A 16,042-nucleotide genomic window follows, 5' to 3' on the forward strand; every position below is an offset into this window, starting at 1 on the left:
AAAATATTTTATTTAGAATAGAATTCAACTACCAGTTTTGGATCAAATTCACCTTTGGCTTCTTCAAGCTTTGGCTTATCTACTACTTTAGCTTCAAGCTTTGAATAATCTAAAATAAGCCAGGAAGATGGTTCTGCTTTTTTCAAGGATTCTTTCAGATTGCTAAATATTTTTAAATCCTTGCTTTTATTTTTAATAGTTATAATATCTCCGATTTTTAACTGATATGATGGAATATTAACGCTTTTAGAATTAATTAAAAAATGTTTATGCGATATCAGCTGTCTGGCTAAATCGCGCGAAGGCGCAATGCCTAAACGATAAACAATATTATCAAAACGCATTTCCAGGAGTTCTAATAATACGCCCTCGGTATTACCTTTAGATTTGCTGGCTTTTTGAAAGTAATTTTTAAATTGAGTTTCCATTAGATGATAAATTTTTTTCGCTTTTTGTTTTTCCATCAGCTGTTTGCCATAATCTGTCAGTCGTGGATAACCATTGCTGCCATGCGCTCCTGGAGGAAAATTTCTTTTAACCATGGCGCATTTTGGTGAATTACAACGTTCACCCTTTAAAAAGAGCTTTTGACCTGTGCGTCTGCATTGTTTACATTTTGGATTTAAATTTCTTCCCATATATATTTGAATTATGAATGCTGAATACTGAAATCTAAGATTATGAATTAGACGCGTCTTGGTTTGCGGTGGCGGCAGCCATTATGCGGTATCGGAGTAACATCATTGATTGTTAAAACATTCAAACCATAGGTGTTTAAGGCTCTAACTGCCGCTTCCCTGCCAGTCCCGACTCCTTTAACATAAACATTTACGTTTTTCAGGCCATAAGCTTTGGCTTTATCTATCGCATTTTTAACAATTACACTTGCCGCATAAGGAGTGGATTTTTTAGGGCCTTTAAAATTATTCTGGCCAGCGCTTGACCACGATAAAACATTACCATTTAAATCGGTTAGAGTTACTATAGTATTATTGTATGTAGCCTGAATATAAGCCCGACCATGAGCAATCTGCCGGAGAATTTTGTTTTTCTTCTGTTTACCGGCCTCTGTGGTAGTTTCAGGGCCTGCTGAGATAGGATTTTTTTCAGTTGTTGTTGCTTCGTTTGCCATATTTATGTTTTATGTTTTTTGAGCAGATACTTTTCTGCCGCTCATTAAGGTTATTCTGACATTTCCTCTGACTGTGCGTGAATTAGTCTTTGTTCTTTGGCCTCTGCTAGGCAATCTTTTTTCATGCCGGCTGCCACGATATGATTTAATTTCTTTTAATCTTTTGATGTTTCCCAGGACTTCTCTTTTTAGATCGCCTTCAATTTTATAATTTTTCTGGATAAATTCTCGTAATTTATTTTCTTCATCAGCGGTTAAATCCTTTGTTCTTTTATTTTTATCAATTTTAACCGCAGCTAGAATTTTTTTAGCTGTTGTATTTCCTAAGCCATAAATATAGGTTAAGGAGATTTCTATTCTTTTTTCCTGAGGTATGGTGACACCTCCAATACGGATCGGCATATTGCAATAATTTAAAATTAAAAATTACAAGGTTAGCCTTGTCTTTGCTTATGTTTAGCAATTTTGCAAATTACCCAGACTCTTTTTTTGCGTCTGATCACTTTGCAGTCTTTGCAGATTTTTTTTACTGATGTTCTGACTTTCATGGACTAAAAAAATTAAATACAACTATTTAATTACATGCTACTTAATTTTTAGTTAAAATCTGTAAGTGATACGGCCTTTTGATAAATCATAAGGCGTTAATTCCACTCTAACCTCATCGCCAGGCGATAATCTGATTTTATTCATTCTCATTTTGCCAGACAGAAATCCTAGAATTTCTTGTCCGTTTTCCAGCTTAATTTTAAAGCTGCCCGCTGGTAAAAGCTCTAAAATTCTGCCTTTCATTTCAATAAAATCCTTGCCAGGTTTGGGGGAATTATTGTCGTTTGCTACCATAGTTTAGGTGGTATTTTTTTTATTTTAAACATTAACTAAAAAATAGATTCATTGCAAGAATCTTAGATATGCAAAAAATCAATAATCTTATGACTAATTATATTAGCTTAAATTAGTGATAAATTAATTATATAGGATTTAAAATAAATGTCAAGTTTTTAATAATGCGAATCTGCGAAAAACTTAGAATTTACGAATTTTTATTCAAGTACGGCTTTAATTCGTCGGATGCCGGCACTTGATGATTCTTCTTTTTTTATCTTAAATCTACCCAATTCCCCAGTATTTTTTGCATGGGGTCCGCCACAGATTTCTTTGCTAAAATTACCGATTGAATAGACTTTAACCTTATCTCCATATTTATGCTCAAAAACACCCATGGCGCCTTGTTTTTTAGCTTCTTCAATAGTCATTTCGTCACTAGCTACAGGTATTTTTTGGGCTATTTGCTCATTAACTAAATCCTCAACTTCCTTGAGCTGTTCAGGTGTCATTTTCTTATCATAATTAAAGTCAAAACGAAGTCTTTCAGCCGTGATATTACTTCCCTTTTGGAGCACTTGCAGACCCAAAACCTGCCTTAAAGCCGCCAGCATTAAATGGGCAGCAGTATGTAATTTAGTAGTCTGTTCAGAGGTATCTGCTAAGCCGCCTTTAAACTTGCCTGCTGAAGCAGTGCGGGAAAGCTCCTGGTGTTTTTTAAGTTGGTCATTAAATTTTTTTCGTAACAATTCTTCATCAATTTTTATGCCACTATTTTTAGCTTCTTCAATGGTCATTTCTAATGGGAAACCATAAGATTGAAAAAGGTCAAAAGCATCTCCATTGTAAAGTCTTTGTGCAACTTCATCTTCAAGAGATATAAATTCTCCATTTTTTTGTTTTTTTCGAGCTATGGCTGTAAATTTATCCAAACCAAGTTCTAGGGTCTTTTGAAATTTTTCTTCTTCTTGAACTAATTGGTTTATTATAAATTCCTTATTTTCTTTAACTTCAGGATAAATATCTTTATACATATCAATCACGACTTCCGAGATTTTAAATGTAAAAGTTGTATTAATTCCTAATTGTTTGCCATAGCGGACTGCACGACGAATCAAACGTCGAATTATGTAACCCTGGCCAACATTTGATGGACTAATGCTTTTGTTATCACCCATTATCATTGTGGCTGCTTTAATATGATCAGCAATTATTCTAAATGCTCTTTCATTATCTTGATATTTTTTATTGCTCAATTCTTCAATCTTTTTTAATAAAGGTAAAAAAAGTTCAGTCTGAAAAACATTTTCATATCCATTTAAAACCGTAATTGTTCTTTCCACGCCCATGCCAGTATCAACATTCTGTTGTTTTAATTTTTCATATTTTCCGTCAGCTGTCAGATTAAATTCCATAAAAACATCATTCCAGATTTCAATTAAACGGCCGGTTTTAACTAAATTGCTAAATTTATCATCTAGGGCGCCTGCTTGCGGATTAGTATCATAAAACATTTCAGTATCTGCGCCACAGGGTCCGGTTGCGCCTGCGATCCAAAAATTATCTTCTTTGCCCAAGGGAATTATTCTAGTGGTATCATCAACATGTTCATTTTTAGCAATTTCATGGGTAATCTTTTCTTTTTTAAAAATATTTTCCCAGACTTTTAAAGATTCATCGTCTTTAGGAATGCCTTCTTCACCTTTAAAAACCGTAATAAAGATTCTTTGAGGATCTAAACCCAGCCATTTTGGATCAGTTAAAAATTCCCAAGACCACTGGATGGCTTCTTTTTTAAAATAATCGCCAAATGACCAATTGCCCATCATTTCAAAAAAAGTTAAGTGGCGATTGTCACCAACTTCTTCTATATCAGAAGTACGAATACATTTCTGGACATTAGTTACTTTTTTTCCGCCTGGATGAGTTTCACCCATTAAATATGGCACCAAAGGATGCATGCCAGCAGTGGTAAATAAGACGGTTGGGTCGTTTTCCGGAATTAAAGAAGCGCTGGGTATGACCTTATGCCCTTTGGAAACAAAAAAATCAAGATATTTTTGTCTTAATTCTTTAGCAGTTAACATATGGATATTATATTAAAATAAGCTGGTTTTGACAAGTTTATCTTCTATTGACAGAAATTAAGATTTACGTTAATTTAAGATAATCATTGGTCTTTAAATCTAGAAAGGAGGATGACATGGAAAATCCAGCATCTTTGGCACAAAAATATGGCCAGGTAATCATGGGCTTTTTAACTCAAGCGGTCATAAAACGCGAAGAGTTAAAATCTAAAAAGCCTAAAAATAAGGGAAATCTAATTGTCCCAGCAGGTTTTGAACCAATAATTGGGAAGATTCAGAGCGCCTTTGGCGGCCTGGGTATATCAGATACATTGAGTGAAGAAAAAAACGCGCCTATAATTTCCGCTAAGTCACTTGCTGAACAGATGAGAGAATATCTTCATAAATTTCAGATTGAATTTAATTTTGAAATTTATGAGAATGTCTTAAGGGATTTTTTCAACTTAGGGATTTTAATACCTGAGCAAAATCACTGGCGTGTAAATACTGAATTTTTTACTCACAAAGCAACTGAGCAATCCTGTATTTCACTGCGTCAAGCCTTAGAAACCAGAATGAAGGGTTTTTTGAACAACCATCTTGTTCGGGAAATTATGTTGGCTTTATGCCAATTGGCTGGTTTAACAGCTGAAGAATTAGCATCCATTCCTCTCCATCTGAGGAGATCTGCGTTTTTCAGGAATATTGGAAGAGGAATGTTGCTTTGGAAGGTTAGATCAAAAGGTATCACCTACGATCCTTTTATGAGGACAATGGATAAATTGGTTAGGCAGGATATTTTGATTGAAGGTTGTGATGATACCAACACTGAAATCGTCATGATTAATCCTAGCCTTAAGCCTTTTTCCATAATTGTGGAAATTATTAATAGCCTGGTATTTGCTGAAAAAGCCACAAATGTCGTGGAAATTGAAGTCTCCAATGGCGCCATTACCCCATTTAGCAGCATGGTTAATATGGGTAATCTGGGTAAGGATCCAAGAGATATTTATCTTTTTTCAGGCTTTGAATTCAATTTACAAGGCCTCTAAAATGAAATAAGTCCCGCAACACGGGACTTTTATTTTTAGCAAAATTAAAGCTCCAGACCGCGTTGCAGTGTGGAGCTTTGTTTTTTCTGGCAGAGATTAATCAATAGGGACTCTCGCTAGCACCCAAACTGTTTTGGCATGCTTATTGGGAGACGCCCACGTTTCTCTTTTGAATCCTTTAAGATCCTTTTCTTTTCTTTCAAGAAAGTTAGCCAGGTTTTTTTTGGCATCGGCTTTGGCTGCTTGAAGCGCTTTATGCCTATCATCTTTCTTCTCAGCAAAACCCATGGCATAAAGATAACGATGGCCATTGCATTCGCTGATCAGGATAATAGCCGTATACTGGCCATCTTCTGATTGCAGTTGCTTGGCCACGTTTTCAAAAGGCAGAGGTTCTGCCGGAACTTTGGCAACGACGTAAATCGTTTTGCCATTTTGATATGGGCGAGGTTCATTGCTTATTGGATAAACCTCTTTGCCAAAATAATATTCCAGCTTTTTATGCGCGTCGAACTGGGCCGCGCATATTCCATAAGCATGATCGATAAATTCAGGGGGGCAAATTTTTCTGGGAATGTCTGGGTTGCGTTTTGGGCTTTCAGTTGCTTCTCCCAGAGCGAAAACGTAGTTTTGATTTTCCCTTGTGCCCTGCCAAATGATAGGCACTAAAGTTTTTGCCCCAATTGTGACCATGAACATTTCCTGGGGCTGGTCGCTTAGATCAGTGGCTGATACCAAGCTGGTAAGTAAAAGAACGGTCAGAAATATCATCTTTTTCACGGAATATCCTCCATTTGGTTAAATTTTAGGGTATAGAAGATTATAGCATGGATTGTTAGTTTTGTCAATAATTTTAGGTCAAAATTAAAGCCCCGAGTTTTGCTCGAGGCTTTTATTTACTTTGTTAGCTATTTACTTGAACTGGTTTACAGCCGCATTTACGTTCGCAAGTGGAACGGAAATCAGCACAAAAACAGACGCGGGATCCATTATTCTATGAGGGTTTTCTCTCATTGAAGCATCTGAAAATAAATTTGTTCTGATGTTTGCCTCAATTTTTAAAATGTAGTCTCCCTTTTTATTCTTTGCCTGGCAATAAATGCCGTTTATAGCACCTGCCATGTTTCTTAAGGCATAGCCGCGAGCAGCAGTTTCCCCGCTTGCCCAGTAAGCTTCTCCCTGAAATTTTGGATTTGGGAAAGCAAAGCCAATAGCGTAAAGGGTATCTCCAACCCGAAACACATTGGCAATATAATCCTTTTGTTTAGGCTCTACATTCGGCAGCGGATGATAAAGCGTCCACCAATCTTTGGGAACTGCTTTATGATTTTCATAGTGCTCAATGTTTATTGCGTCAGCTGCTTCTATGGCCTGTGCTTCGCTTATGGTTTGTTCCGGTCTTGTCACAGGATCGGCAGCATAAGTTGGAAGCGGCGGTGGCGGTGGAGCCGGTGGTAAAGCCAGTGCCTGGCCCGAAGGATTGCTTGCCCTTAAACAAGCTCCCAAGACCCAAAGCTGTTGACCATCATGCCAGGTTTCAATAACCTGGAAATCTTTGACTTCAGCCACTTTAAGATGGGTTCTCAAAAGCTGAATTGATTGGGTAGTCGCTTCCATCAACGCATTGATGTAGGCTTCGTCACTTTTTTTGACCATGACGGCTGTGCCCACAGACCAAACAATGTCATCGCCCCACACTGTTTTTTGCAGCCAGGACGGCGCTTTTGTTTCTTCCTGCGCTAAGGCAAAAAGCGCCAACATTGAAATTATCAAACAACCCAAAATCACTATTTTTTTCATGGAATATTTTCCTCCTTTATTAGTTTTCCATGTTTTTTCAACTAAAAAATGGTATCTTAGACTATAACATACCATTTGAGTTCTGTCAAGCTATTTAGTATCTTTTAAGGTTAATATTGGATAAAGACCAATTAGTAAAATCAGGCCTAAAAGGATAAATAAATAATTGAATTGAGAAAAATATGTAAGGATAACAGCCATAATTGGCGCTACTAAATACGCCAATGGGATTGTAGATCTAAAGGAATTAATTATATCAATATTTTCAACATCAACTTTTTTGAAAAAATAGGTTTCTCTCATGATTTCTACTATGCTAGCGCCTGTTCTGCCTAAAAATAAAATTATGCCCCAAAAAATCAAACTCACTCCAGTAAAATATCCCATTATAATAGAAGAGATAGCCATTAAAATCATGCCAATAATTAGCATTTCTTTCTCACCCCAATATTTGTCAGCTAAATACCCGGCAGGATATTCAAATACCACGAATGGGATTAGCATAAAAGTGAAAATAATGCCGATTTGTTCCCAGTTTAAGCCAATATTTTGATTTAAATAAATCGGTCCATAAACAACTTCTACTGCATAAAAAAGCTGAATTAAAAAGGAAACATAAAAAATTTTACGAAAATCTTTGTTTTTTAAGATTTGGGTTAAGGTGTTATATAGTTTGAATTGTTTTTTAGCATAATGATTGCCAAAATCTTTAAAACGTAAATAAACAATGATAAGCAGTACTAGGTTGAGGATTAAACATATATAAAAAAGAGGGATAAAATTAAAATAATGTAAAATTTCGCCGGCTATAAATGGTGAGACAAGCCAACCCAAATTGTAAATAGTAAAATAGGTTCCTCTGGTTATGCCAGTTGTTGAATTTTTGGTAATAGCTTCTAAGAAAATATCCAAATTTATAAAAGTTAATATTAGCGAAACTATAAAAAAAATAAAAGCTAAGCCGATTAAAAGCGGGCTGGCATCAATGATAAAAATAATAAAACAAAATATACGGAGGATAATGCTGACGATTGCGGTTTTAAAATTACTATATTTAGCAATAAGATTTGGATATAAATTGGTAATAATAAAAGTAATTAAATAAGCAATGAAAAAAATCAAGCCAACAAGTGCCAAACTTAGATATTGGTTTAAATAAGTTGATTGCGTATAGGCGAATAAAGCATCGCTGACAGCAAAAATAAAAATAGCCAGATATAATAATCTGAATTTATGATTTGTTCCTATGGTTCGTAATGTCATGTAAAATGATTAAAATTTGTTAATAATCCTACAAAACTACAAATCTATATACAAAAGTTACAAAAAGTAATTTGTGAATTGAGTTATTTTACTAACCCCGAAATTTTTGTATAATTTGTAGATTATTCGTAATTTCGTAGGGTTTTAATAATTATGCCTCCTCCAAGCACTTCCCCATTTTTATAAAAAACAGCTGACTGTCCAGGTGTGATCGCTCTTTGTTTTTTTATAAATTTAACTTGATAAATTTTATTATTAACCTTGGTAAGAATGCCTTTTTCATTTTTATGCCTATAGCGAATCCTAACTTCTAATTTGGCAGGCAATTTTATTTTTTGCAGCCAATTAACTTCTGTTAAATACATTATATCATTAAATAAGGCTGGATGTGTATTTTCTTTGGCAACCACAACTTGATTTTTGGTAAAATTTAAATCAACCACATACCATGGTCCGCCATTTAAATCCAAACCTTTGCGCTGGCCAATGGTATATAAAGCAATGCCTTGATGTTTACCTATTTTTTTGCCTTCAGTGTTAATAATAGCTCCGGATTTTAATTTTAAGTAGCGCTTCAAAAATTCCTCTGGAGTTTTTTCAGGGATAAAACAAATTTCCTGGGAATCTCGTTTGGCAAAAACAAGTAGATTTAATTTTTGAGCGATTTTTCTAATTTGCTCTTTTTTGTACTGGCCAACTGGAAAAAGACAATGTCTTAAAATCTCTGGAGTTAAACGATATAAAAAATATGACTGGTCTTTGACTTTATCCTTGCCTTCCAGTAGATGAAATCCTTTTTTGTCTTTTTTGACCTGGGCATAATGACCTGTTGAAATAAAATCACAACCCAATGCCTTAGCTTTTTCCCAGAATAAACCAAATTTAATAAACTGATTGCAGCGCACGCAAGGATTTGGGGTTAATCCCCTCTTATACTGGTCCAAAAAATCAGTGACAATATATTTTTTAAAATCTTGATCTAAATTAAAAGTGTAAAGCGGAATTTTTAATTTTTCAGCCACTAATCGCGCATCTACCTTGGCATCAACTGAACAGCATTTATTGGCAATGGTTTGTTTTTCAGCATAATGAGGGTCAGACCAAAAATGCATAAAAATACCAATGACATCATAGCCTTGTTTTTTTAATAAAGCGGCGGCAACTGAGGAATCAACACCGCCAGACATGCCGACAGCGACTTTTAATTTATGTTTTGTCATATATTAATTTTATCGGTTTTGTGACTATTTGGCAAAATTTTTAAATAGATTTTTAGATTATAGCGTTATAGATTATAGTTTTTTCTAAAGAAAAAACCGCTGGGCGAACCATGCGGTTTTAGATTTTTATTTTTTGTATGTACCCATAGTAATATGAGCTTGTATAGCGCTTAAAGATCTGGCTGAAAATCCAGAAAAGCAGTTAGCAATTTCCTTTGGGTTACAGCCAGATTTTAATAGTTCGATGGCTTGTTCTTTGGTGATCAGTTCTTTGTCCGTAGTTGGCTTAATTTCTTCAGGTTTTCTCAAAACCTTCTTTTTCCTGACTTTATTTCGTGGCTTCTTTTCTATTTGATTATTATGCTGGGTGTCTTCGAACTCAAGATCTTGATCTTTTTGCATTTGAGTGGAAGAGCCGAGAAAGATGCGCTCGGGAAGTTTATCCATATTTACATTATTACGGAGACAATTTGCCAGGCTTGTGTAAATAATATGATAAACTTTCTTGAAATTTTTAATTTGATTTGTGTTAATTCTTAAAATAGTGTCTTGGGAGTTTTTTTTGATTGAGAATATTTTATGAGCTTTTCTGATGATATGCTCATAATTTACTAGATGATACAAATCAGTTTCCATTGGCGTGCCGTTTGTACTGATGTATTTGTATCGTTCTATGTGATTTACGTAGTATGGACGAACTAATAACAAAATTATGGAATAGATAACATTTTGAATTGCAACGTCATTACCATACCGATTGAATTGGAATTCATTTACAAGATGATATATGAAATTGTCCTGATGATGAGTAATTAGAATTTCGAATGAGCTTGGATCAAGAATATTTTCGCCTTTTTCTTTATATAATGCATCTAATTTTTTTGTGTACTCACTGCTGTCCGGATAGCAAAACAACAAAGGAGTTCCTTGGCAAAATGATCTTCCCCAATCGCCGTAAGATAAGTAGACCATTATAGTTGTCGTAAAGAGATCTCTTGCTTGAGAGATGCTCAAATCAATATCACTTGTGTTGATTATTCGCTCAAATGATTGTAGTAGTTCATTAGATGATCTTAGCCCATTTGTAGATTTTTCTGTCTCCATACACTTTAAAACCTGAGCATTGCTGATTAGCAAATCTTGCTCCCAGCTCTCTCTCCTTCCCAAAGTGTTGATGATAAGAGCAGAATTACCGTGTGCTAAAAGTTGTCTGTTCGCGATTAAGCTAATTGATTTCAAAATATTTGCATTCTTTTTGCATTTATAATCTAAACTTATAATGCGAAAAAATCTTTCATCTGTATCTTGAAAATATTCGTAGTCCCAGCAATTTTCCACTGTTACGCCGAGATTTTGATTTTCAATTCGTTGGGCAACAATTGGGTCTTGTTCAAGTATTGTAATATTTTTTCTTAAGATACCCAATTTATCGTAAACTTCTTTAATTTCAAGTGCTTCAGGCGTTTCTAAACAAACAATTTTTAATTGGGTTGGCTTATATGATGCCTCCTTGATTAAATGTTTGTTAATAAATTCACGAATTTTTTCCCTAGATAATCTCTTGGCAGGATCATCATATGATTCCATAGGTTATATCCTCCTTTTCTTTAGTTTTCAAGGTTCTGCTTGATTAATAAAATTAGCAAAAATGACAAAATTTGTCAATAGAAAAGGCGCTTCGTATGAAGCGCCTGATTTTAGTAAGTTCCCATTGTGAGATGTGCTTTTAAAGCAGCAATTTGCATTATTGTCCAGCCATCGTAACTTTGGGTAATTTCTTTGGGAGAATATCCCATTTTGAGCAGTTTGATTATTCTTTGTTTGCTGGGATAAGTCCCCATTGTTAGATGAGCAGAAAATGCTGCTAATTGCATTTTGGTAAAACCAGTATGCTTCTTTAGAATTTCAATTGGTGTTTTGCCTTGGCGTAAAAGCATGATTGCAGTATTTTTATCAATTTTTGTTCTAGCCATTAATTCCTCCTTTGAATTCAGATATTATATTCTTACATAAAATTATTTTTCTGTCAATTAAAAAACCGCCTCGGCATTATGCTTCGGCGGCTTTGTTTCTAGGCCATAAGACCAGTAGAGTAATTATTCCGCATGGGCAGATAAACATCCAAATCGGATAAATCATGATTGAAAATTTTATTGTTTCAATCGCAAAGATGTTTACCAGATTTCCTGTGGAAAAAAGAGTCCAGGCAAGCTTATCTTCTCCTTCCGGATTTTTATAAGATTTACGCATGGTTGGTAATCCACCTAAAGTATCCATGGAAAGATTGATGAGCAAAGCGATTAGTGGATTTTTAAAACTGATCCAAAGGACGATGCTTAAGGCAGAAATAATCAAACAGTAACGGTCAAAGCGATTCCAGCCACCTTCTCCATAAGGGATTGAAAGAAAAGCAATTGTTAAGGGGCCGATAATATAGCTGACTGGCACCCAAATTGTGTTACGTGCGCCTGAAGAAAAATAACTGGCTCCAAGCATTAAGCCGACTGCTGACCAAATCCACCAGCTGGCGCGATTTGGTTTGGTCTGTTTTCTCAAAATAGCAATAATGTATGGAAGAAACGCGCAGAGTGAAATGATGCCTGCTAATTTCCCAGCTATTACAGATAGATTCATGATTAACCTCCTTTCAAGGAACTTTAATTTTTTACCTTATCATCGTTTTAATATTTTGTCAAACATACTTTGAAATTAAAAACCGCCGCATAGAGTGCTGTGCTAGGTGGCGGTTATTGACAATTGTATGCTATTGTTTTAATTTTCATCTAGGTCAAGCTTAATTGCCTGCAGCAGGTCTTGGGTTAGCGCCAGCGACGACCCTTAAAAAAGAACTGCGAATGCAGACAAACCGTATTCTGGATATTCGGTTGCTTGAACTAAGGTTGCTGGCACAACCCCGCGGATAATCTTTAAAAAAAGATATTGAAGCGGGGTTTTAAATTTCTACTAATTGATAATCATTTTTTGACTTTACGCCAATGCCCAGTTCAACTGCGTGTTTAATTTGAGTTAATGCCCAGGGATCAGTGCCTAGTTTATTATTTGCTTTATAACTTTGAATAATTTTAATTCCTTCAATATCAATGGCAACCATGTCATTTGAGGCCATTAAAACTTTGGGTTCTTCAAGCTTGCCTTTGTCTGGTCCGCCTTCAGTAAAACATTTTCGGCCATCCATGATGATTAGAGAGGGTTTAATAACAGAGGCAACCTCAGCAACTCTTTCCTGTAGATGATTTAAATGTAAGAGGCTTCTTTGTGAAGGCTTGAGCATGCCAATATTTATTTTTAAAGCGCCTGTATAAGCAGCCAAGAAATGAGTTTTTAAACAAGGCAGTAAAATAATCTTATCTACCTCTTGAACTATTTTAGGAATCTTGATGCTTTTAAAATATTTTCCGCCGGGAACATTAACTTTAACCCAATCCCCTGTTTCAAAATTATGCCAAGTGACATTAAATTTTTGCATCACTTCAGGCGCGCCAATATCATGGCAAACCTTTTCAGTATTTAAAAAATAGGTGCATGATTCACCTACTATTAATTCTTTTGGCTTAGCTTCAGAAAATATTTCAATCACAGCTTGAAGGAAATCTATGGATGTTGAACCAGGAAAAGGATCAGAGGTATTGAAATTGGGTTTTAATAAAACTCGGTCAGTGGGTTTGATGAAATCTGAAAGATTGCCGATGATTGGCTGGATTAATTTATGGATGTCGGTCTTAAGTGAGTCTGATGATTTGGTTTTAGTTACTAAATACATGTAAGGAATTTTTAATAAATAATTTTTAATTTTTAAATAATGAACTAATTTATAATGTATTAATTATTATATTAAACATTAAAAATTCACTAAAAATTAATAATAAAAAATTAGAAAATAGTACGTTCTTTTGTCGTTTTAATAATTTTTAATGCTTCTTCAGCAGTATTTACCACAGTAAAAATTTTGCGGTCCTTAGGCATAACTGTTTTGTATTCTTTGATCATTTCTTTATCAATCCAGTTAACAAATGGCTGCCAAAAAGCCTTGCCCACTAAAATAACAGGTATTTTTTGCATTTTACTGGTTTGGATTAAAGTTATTATTTCAGTAACTTCGTCTAAGGTGCCGAAACCGCCTGGGAAAAAAATATAGGCTTGGGCTGAAGCAGCTAACATAACTTTGCGGGTAAAGAAATAATAAAAACCTTTGCTTTTGGCTACATAGGGATTTGTTCTTTGTTCCATGGGTAACTGAATGTTTATGCCCACTGATTTTGCAGGATTAATGCTAAAAGCGCCTTTATTGGCTGATTCCATAATGCCTGGACCTCCGCCAGTAATGACAGTATAGCCGTGTTTTGCCAAAATTTTTCCTAATTGTTCTGCAACTTTGCCCCATTTTGTATCAGTGCCTAAATGAGTGGAGCCATAAATTGTCACTTCTTTATGGAATTGGGATAAAAATTCAAAACCTTCCACAAATTCCGACATAATGCGAAAAATGCGCCAGGTAATATCGCTCATCTTTTGTAAATGAATTTGTTGTTCCATGGGGTGGAGAGGGACTTTGATTTTCTTTTTGGTTGGCATAGGGATTTAGGTTATACAAGGTTTTATTATGTTATATAAAGTTTTATGAGGTTTCTAAACCACTGATTTAAATTCACTGATAACACAGATTCTAATTTTCAATTCAGTGCAATCTGTGAAAAAAATCCGTGGTTCATATCTACATTATAGCATTTTTCTATTTCCTTTTAAAATTTTTGGTAAGCCGGTCTGCTGAAGCTAATATACTAATTGATTACTAATAATACTAATTATTTCACAGGTGATATTAGTATCATTCGTATAGCATTGGTACATTAGTATCATTATTTCCGTTTGAAATTTTTGGCGAGTTGGTCCAAAGTTAATTCCATAATAAATGGCCGGCCGTGCGGACAAGTATTGATTTTATCCATCATGACCATGACATCTTGGAGCAATTTAATCTGTTCAGCTGGCTCTAATTTGTCTTGGAATTTAACCGCAGTTCTGCAGGCAGCGTATTTTATTACTAAATCTTTTTTCTCATCAATTGATTTGGCCGAATTAAAATCATGCTCTTCCAGATCATTAATCAGGCCCAAAATTGTTTGTTTAATATCCAGTTTGTCTAATTCCTGCGGTACGGCATTAACGATAAATGAATTGTTACTAAAAATTTCAATATCAAATCCTAAATTTCTTAAAAATTCTAAGCTTTGATTTAAAATTTCAATTTCGCGATGCGATAATTCAAGAGTTAAGGGCAATAAAAGTTTTTGGCTTTTAATATTATCAGTTGCAAATTCATTTTTAAATCTTTCATACAGAATTCTTTCAGCCGCGGCATGCTGGTCAATGATGAGCACGGCGCTTGGCGCTTCTATCATTAAATAAGAGTTATGTATTTGCCCAATCAAGCGCCAAGCGCCGATCAACTGCGGTTCTTTTTCTTCTGCAAATTCCCCATTTAAAATCTGTTTGGAAAATTCCAAAGCCTGTGAAACCTGGCTGGGCTGGGAACGAATATTTTTAAAAGTCGGCTGATAAGAAATTGAAGGCTTATATGTTTCTTGAGCTTGTGATTTTAAAGTAAATTTCCTGGTAGGAACTGATTTATCCTCAAATTGCTGAGTTAAAATATTTTCAGCCAGACATTTTTGCACTGCTTTCATAACTGTAAGATAAACTTCCTGTAAATTTTGGAATTTGACCTCTGTTTTGCGCGGGTGAACATTAACATCAACTAATTGAGGTGGTAAATTTAAATTTAAAATAAAAGTGGGATAAAGTTCTCTAGGAATTAATGTCCCAAAGCCTTCTTTAACTGCTTTGGCAATTATAAAGTCATCAATGGCGCGTTTATTAACAAAAATAAACTGAGCCTTACGATTGTTTCTGGCAATTTGCGGCTTGCCAATAAAACCAGAAATCTCAATTGTTCCCTTTTGGTTTATAGCCAATAAATGTTTGGCAATATCCTGGCCTAAAATTTGTTTTATGCGTTCTGACCAAACATTTGTTTTGGGCAAATTAAAAATCAGCTTGCTTTTATGAGTTAAATTAAAGCTGATTTGCGGATTAATTAAAGCAAATTGGGTGATGAATTCTAAAATATTATTATATTCAGTGTTGGCTGACTTTAAGAATTTTTTACGCGCCGGTACATTATAGAATAAATCCTTGATAGTAATTTTAGTTCCTTGGGGACAACCACATGGCCCAATCTCTAATTTTGAATCTCTAATTTCTAATTTTGCGCCTTCAATCCCCTCTTTGGTTTTTGTTTCTAAAGAAAATTGCGAGACAGCAGAAATACTGGCCAGTGCTTCACCGCGAAAACCCAAGGTCTGGATATTAAAAAGATCTTCTATTTTGGAAATTTTAGAAGTTGCGTGGCGTTCAATGGCCAGTTTGGCATCATCTGCTGTCATGCCAGAGCCATTATCTAGGATAGATATTAAATCAATTCCCCCGTTTTTTATTTCAATATTTATTTGATCGGCCTGCGCATCAATAGAGTTTTCAACTAATTCTTTGACAACAGAAGCTGGGCGTTCTACTACTTCGCCAGCAGCGATTTTATTGATTAAGTCTTGGTCTAATTTTTTTATTTGCGGCATAGAGAATATAATTTATACCCTGCTTTAGCAG

General features: G+C 34.9%; 17 protein-coding genes. 1 reads left to right on the top strand and 16 read right to left on the bottom strand.

The annotated features are described in order from the left end of the window. Nucleotides 1-8 precede the first annotated feature (8 nt). From rpsD to WC460_03325, 6 genes are all read right to left on the bottom strand, one after another. Nucleotides 9-638, bottom strand: a complete 630-nt coding sequence (rpsD, locus tag WC460_03300; GenBank protein MFA5188362.1) for a 30S ribosomal protein S4 — start codon at nucleotides 636-638, stop codon at nucleotides 9-11. Between the two features lie 47 nt (nucleotides 639-685). Further along, nucleotides 686-1,132 (bottom strand): 30S ribosomal protein S11, encoded by a 447-nt coding sequence (rpsK, locus tag WC460_03305; protein MFA5188363.1) that lies wholly within the window; start codon nucleotides 1,130-1,132, stop codon nucleotides 686-688. Between the two features lie 9 nt (nucleotides 1,133-1,141). After that, complete coding sequence (gene rpsM / locus WC460_03310; GenBank protein MFA5188364.1) at nucleotides 1,142-1,534, bottom strand: 30S ribosomal protein S13; 393 nt, start codon at nucleotides 1,532-1,534, stop codon at nucleotides 1,142-1,144. Between the two features lie 32 nt (nucleotides 1,535-1,566). Then, nucleotides 1,567-1,680 carry a 50S ribosomal protein L36 gene (gene rpmJ / locus WC460_03315; protein ID MFA5188365.1) on the bottom strand — a complete coding sequence of 38 codons (114 nt, stop codon included), beginning with the start codon at nucleotides 1,678-1,680 and terminating at the stop codon, nucleotides 1,567-1,569. A gap of 52 nt (nucleotides 1,681-1,732) precedes the next feature. Continuing rightward, nucleotides 1,733-1,975, bottom strand: a complete 243-nt coding sequence (gene infA / locus WC460_03320; protein ID MFA5188366.1) for a translation initiation factor IF-1 — start codon at nucleotides 1,973-1,975, stop codon at nucleotides 1,733-1,735. Between the two features lie 200 nt (nucleotides 1,976-2,175). Continuing rightward, nucleotides 2,176-4,044, bottom strand: a complete 1,869-nt coding sequence (locus tag WC460_03325; GenBank protein ID MFA5188367.1) for an alanine--tRNA ligase — start codon at nucleotides 4,042-4,044, stop codon at nucleotides 2,176-2,178. Between the two features lie 116 nt (nucleotides 4,045-4,160). Between WC460_03325 and WC460_03330 the strand changes: the two genes are divergently transcribed. Then, the gene (locus WC460_03330; protein MFA5188368.1) at nucleotides 4,161-5,075 is read left to right on the top strand and encodes a hypothetical protein; all 915 of its coding nucleotides are present in this window, start codon (nucleotides 4,161-4,163) and stop codon (nucleotides 5,073-5,075) included. A 96-nt stretch (nucleotides 5,076-5,171) separates the two neighbouring features. Here the strand turns inward: WC460_03330 and WC460_03335 are convergent, their stop codons facing one another. The 10 genes from WC460_03335 to mutL all read right to left on the bottom strand — a co-directional run bounded on the left by WC460_03335 (nucleotide 5,172) and on the right by mutL (nucleotide 16,011). Further along, on the bottom strand, nucleotides 5,172-5,855 hold the full coding sequence (locus WC460_03335; protein ID MFA5188369.1) for a hypothetical protein: 684 nt from the start codon (nucleotides 5,853-5,855) through the stop codon (nucleotides 5,172-5,174). Between the two features lie 132 nt (nucleotides 5,856-5,987). Beyond that, complete coding sequence (locus WC460_03340) at nucleotides 5,988-6,875, bottom strand: hypothetical protein (protein MFA5188370.1); 888 nt, start codon at nucleotides 6,873-6,875, stop codon at nucleotides 5,988-5,990. Between the two features lie 90 nt (nucleotides 6,876-6,965). After that, complete coding sequence (locus WC460_03345; protein MFA5188371.1) at nucleotides 6,966-8,138, bottom strand: MFS transporter; 1,173 nt, start codon at nucleotides 8,136-8,138, stop codon at nucleotides 6,966-6,968. Nucleotides 8,139-8,260: 122 nt separating this feature from the next. Next, nucleotides 8,261-9,358: a tRNA 2-thiouridine(34) synthase MnmA gene (mnmA, locus tag WC460_03350; protein MFA5188372.1), complete on the bottom strand. Its 1,098-nt coding sequence runs from the start codon at nucleotides 9,356-9,358 to the stop codon at nucleotides 8,261-8,263. 126 nt (nucleotides 9,359-9,484) lie between these two features. Next, a complete protein-coding gene (locus tag WC460_03355; GenBank protein MFA5188373.1) occupies nucleotides 9,485-10,945 on the bottom strand; it encodes a hypothetical protein in 1,461 nt (486 codons plus the stop codon). 110 nt (nucleotides 10,946-11,055) lie between these two features. After that, complete coding sequence (locus WC460_03360) at nucleotides 11,056-11,331, bottom strand: hypothetical protein (GenBank protein MFA5188374.1); 276 nt, start codon at nucleotides 11,329-11,331, stop codon at nucleotides 11,056-11,058. Nucleotides 11,332-11,407: 76 nt separating this feature from the next. Further along, on the bottom strand, nucleotides 11,408-11,992 hold the full coding sequence (locus WC460_03365) for a hypothetical protein (GenBank protein MFA5188375.1): 585 nt from the start codon (nucleotides 11,990-11,992) through the stop codon (nucleotides 11,408-11,410). Nucleotides 11,993-12,311: 319 nt separating this feature from the next. Next, nucleotides 12,312-13,139, bottom strand: a complete 828-nt coding sequence (locus tag WC460_03370; protein MFA5188376.1) for a DUF362 domain-containing protein — start codon at nucleotides 13,137-13,139, stop codon at nucleotides 12,312-12,314. A gap of 110 nt (nucleotides 13,140-13,249) precedes the next feature. Then, nucleotides 13,250-13,951 (bottom strand): TIGR00730 family Rossman fold protein, encoded by a 702-nt coding sequence (locus WC460_03375; GenBank protein ID MFA5188377.1) that lies wholly within the window; start codon nucleotides 13,949-13,951, stop codon nucleotides 13,250-13,252. A gap of 284 nt (nucleotides 13,952-14,235) precedes the next feature. Continuing rightward, nucleotides 14,236-16,011 (bottom strand): DNA mismatch repair endonuclease MutL, encoded by a 1,776-nt coding sequence (mutL, locus tag WC460_03380; protein ID MFA5188378.1) that lies wholly within the window; start codon nucleotides 16,009-16,011, stop codon nucleotides 14,236-14,238. Nucleotides 16,012-16,042 lie beyond the last annotated feature (31 nt).

The sequence above is a fragment of the Patescibacteria group bacterium genome (assembly GCA_041651155.1).
In the GTDB taxonomy this organism is placed as follows: Bacteria; Patescibacteriota; Patescibacteriia; order CAIXNZ01; family CAIXNZ01; genus JAPLYF01.

Coding starts and splice junctions, on each gene's coding strand:
- rpsM (MFA5188364.1), bottom strand. CDS start 1,534: ATGCCGATCCGTATTGGAGGTGTCACCATACCTCAGGAAAAAAGAATA.
- WC460_03345 (MFA5188371.1), bottom strand. CDS start 8,138: ATGACATTACGAACCATAGGAACAAATCATAAATTCAGATTATTATAT.
- rpsK (MFA5188363.1), bottom strand. CDS start 1,132: ATGGCAAACGAAGCAACAACAACTGAAAAAAATCCTATCTCAGCAGGC.
- mutL (MFA5188378.1), bottom strand. CDS start 16,011: ATGCCGCAAATAAAAAAATTAGACCAAGACTTAATCAATAAAATCGCT.
- WC460_03355 (MFA5188373.1), bottom strand. CDS start 10,945: ATGGAATCATATGATGATCCTGCCAAGAGATTATCTAGGGAAAAAATT.
- WC460_03325 (MFA5188367.1), bottom strand. CDS start 4,044: ATGTTAACTGCTAAAGAATTAAGACAAAAATATCTTGATTTTTTTGTT.
- WC460_03360 (MFA5188374.1), bottom strand. CDS start 11,331: ATGGCTAGAACAAAAATTGATAAAAATACTGCAATCATGCTTTTACGC.
- infA (MFA5188366.1), bottom strand. CDS start 1,975: ATGGTAGCAAACGACAATAATTCCCCCAAACCTGGCAAGGATTTTATT.
- WC460_03340 (MFA5188370.1), bottom strand. CDS start 6,875: ATGAAAAAAATAGTGATTTTGGGTTGTTTGATAATTTCAATGTTGGCG.
- rpmJ (MFA5188365.1), bottom strand. CDS start 1,680: ATGAAAGTCAGAACATCAGTAAAAAAAATCTGCAAAGACTGCAAAGTG.
- rpsD (MFA5188362.1), bottom strand. CDS start 638: ATGGGAAGAAATTTAAATCCAAAATGTAAACAATGCAGACGCACAGGT.
- WC460_03365 (MFA5188375.1), bottom strand. CDS start 11,992: ATGAATCTATCTGTAATAGCTGGGAAATTAGCAGGCATCATTTCACTC.
- WC460_03375 (MFA5188377.1), bottom strand. CDS start 13,951: ATGCCAACCAAAAAGAAAATCAAAGTCCCTCTCCACCCCATGGAACAA.
- WC460_03330 (MFA5188368.1), top strand. CDS start 4,161: ATGGAAAATCCAGCATCTTTGGCACAAAAATATGGCCAGGTAATCATG.
- WC460_03370 (MFA5188376.1), bottom strand. CDS start 13,139: ATGTATTTAGTAACTAAAACCAAATCATCAGACTCACTTAAGACCGAC.
- mnmA (MFA5188372.1), bottom strand. CDS start 9,358: ATGACAAAACATAAATTAAAAGTCGCTGTCGGCATGTCTGGCGGTGTT.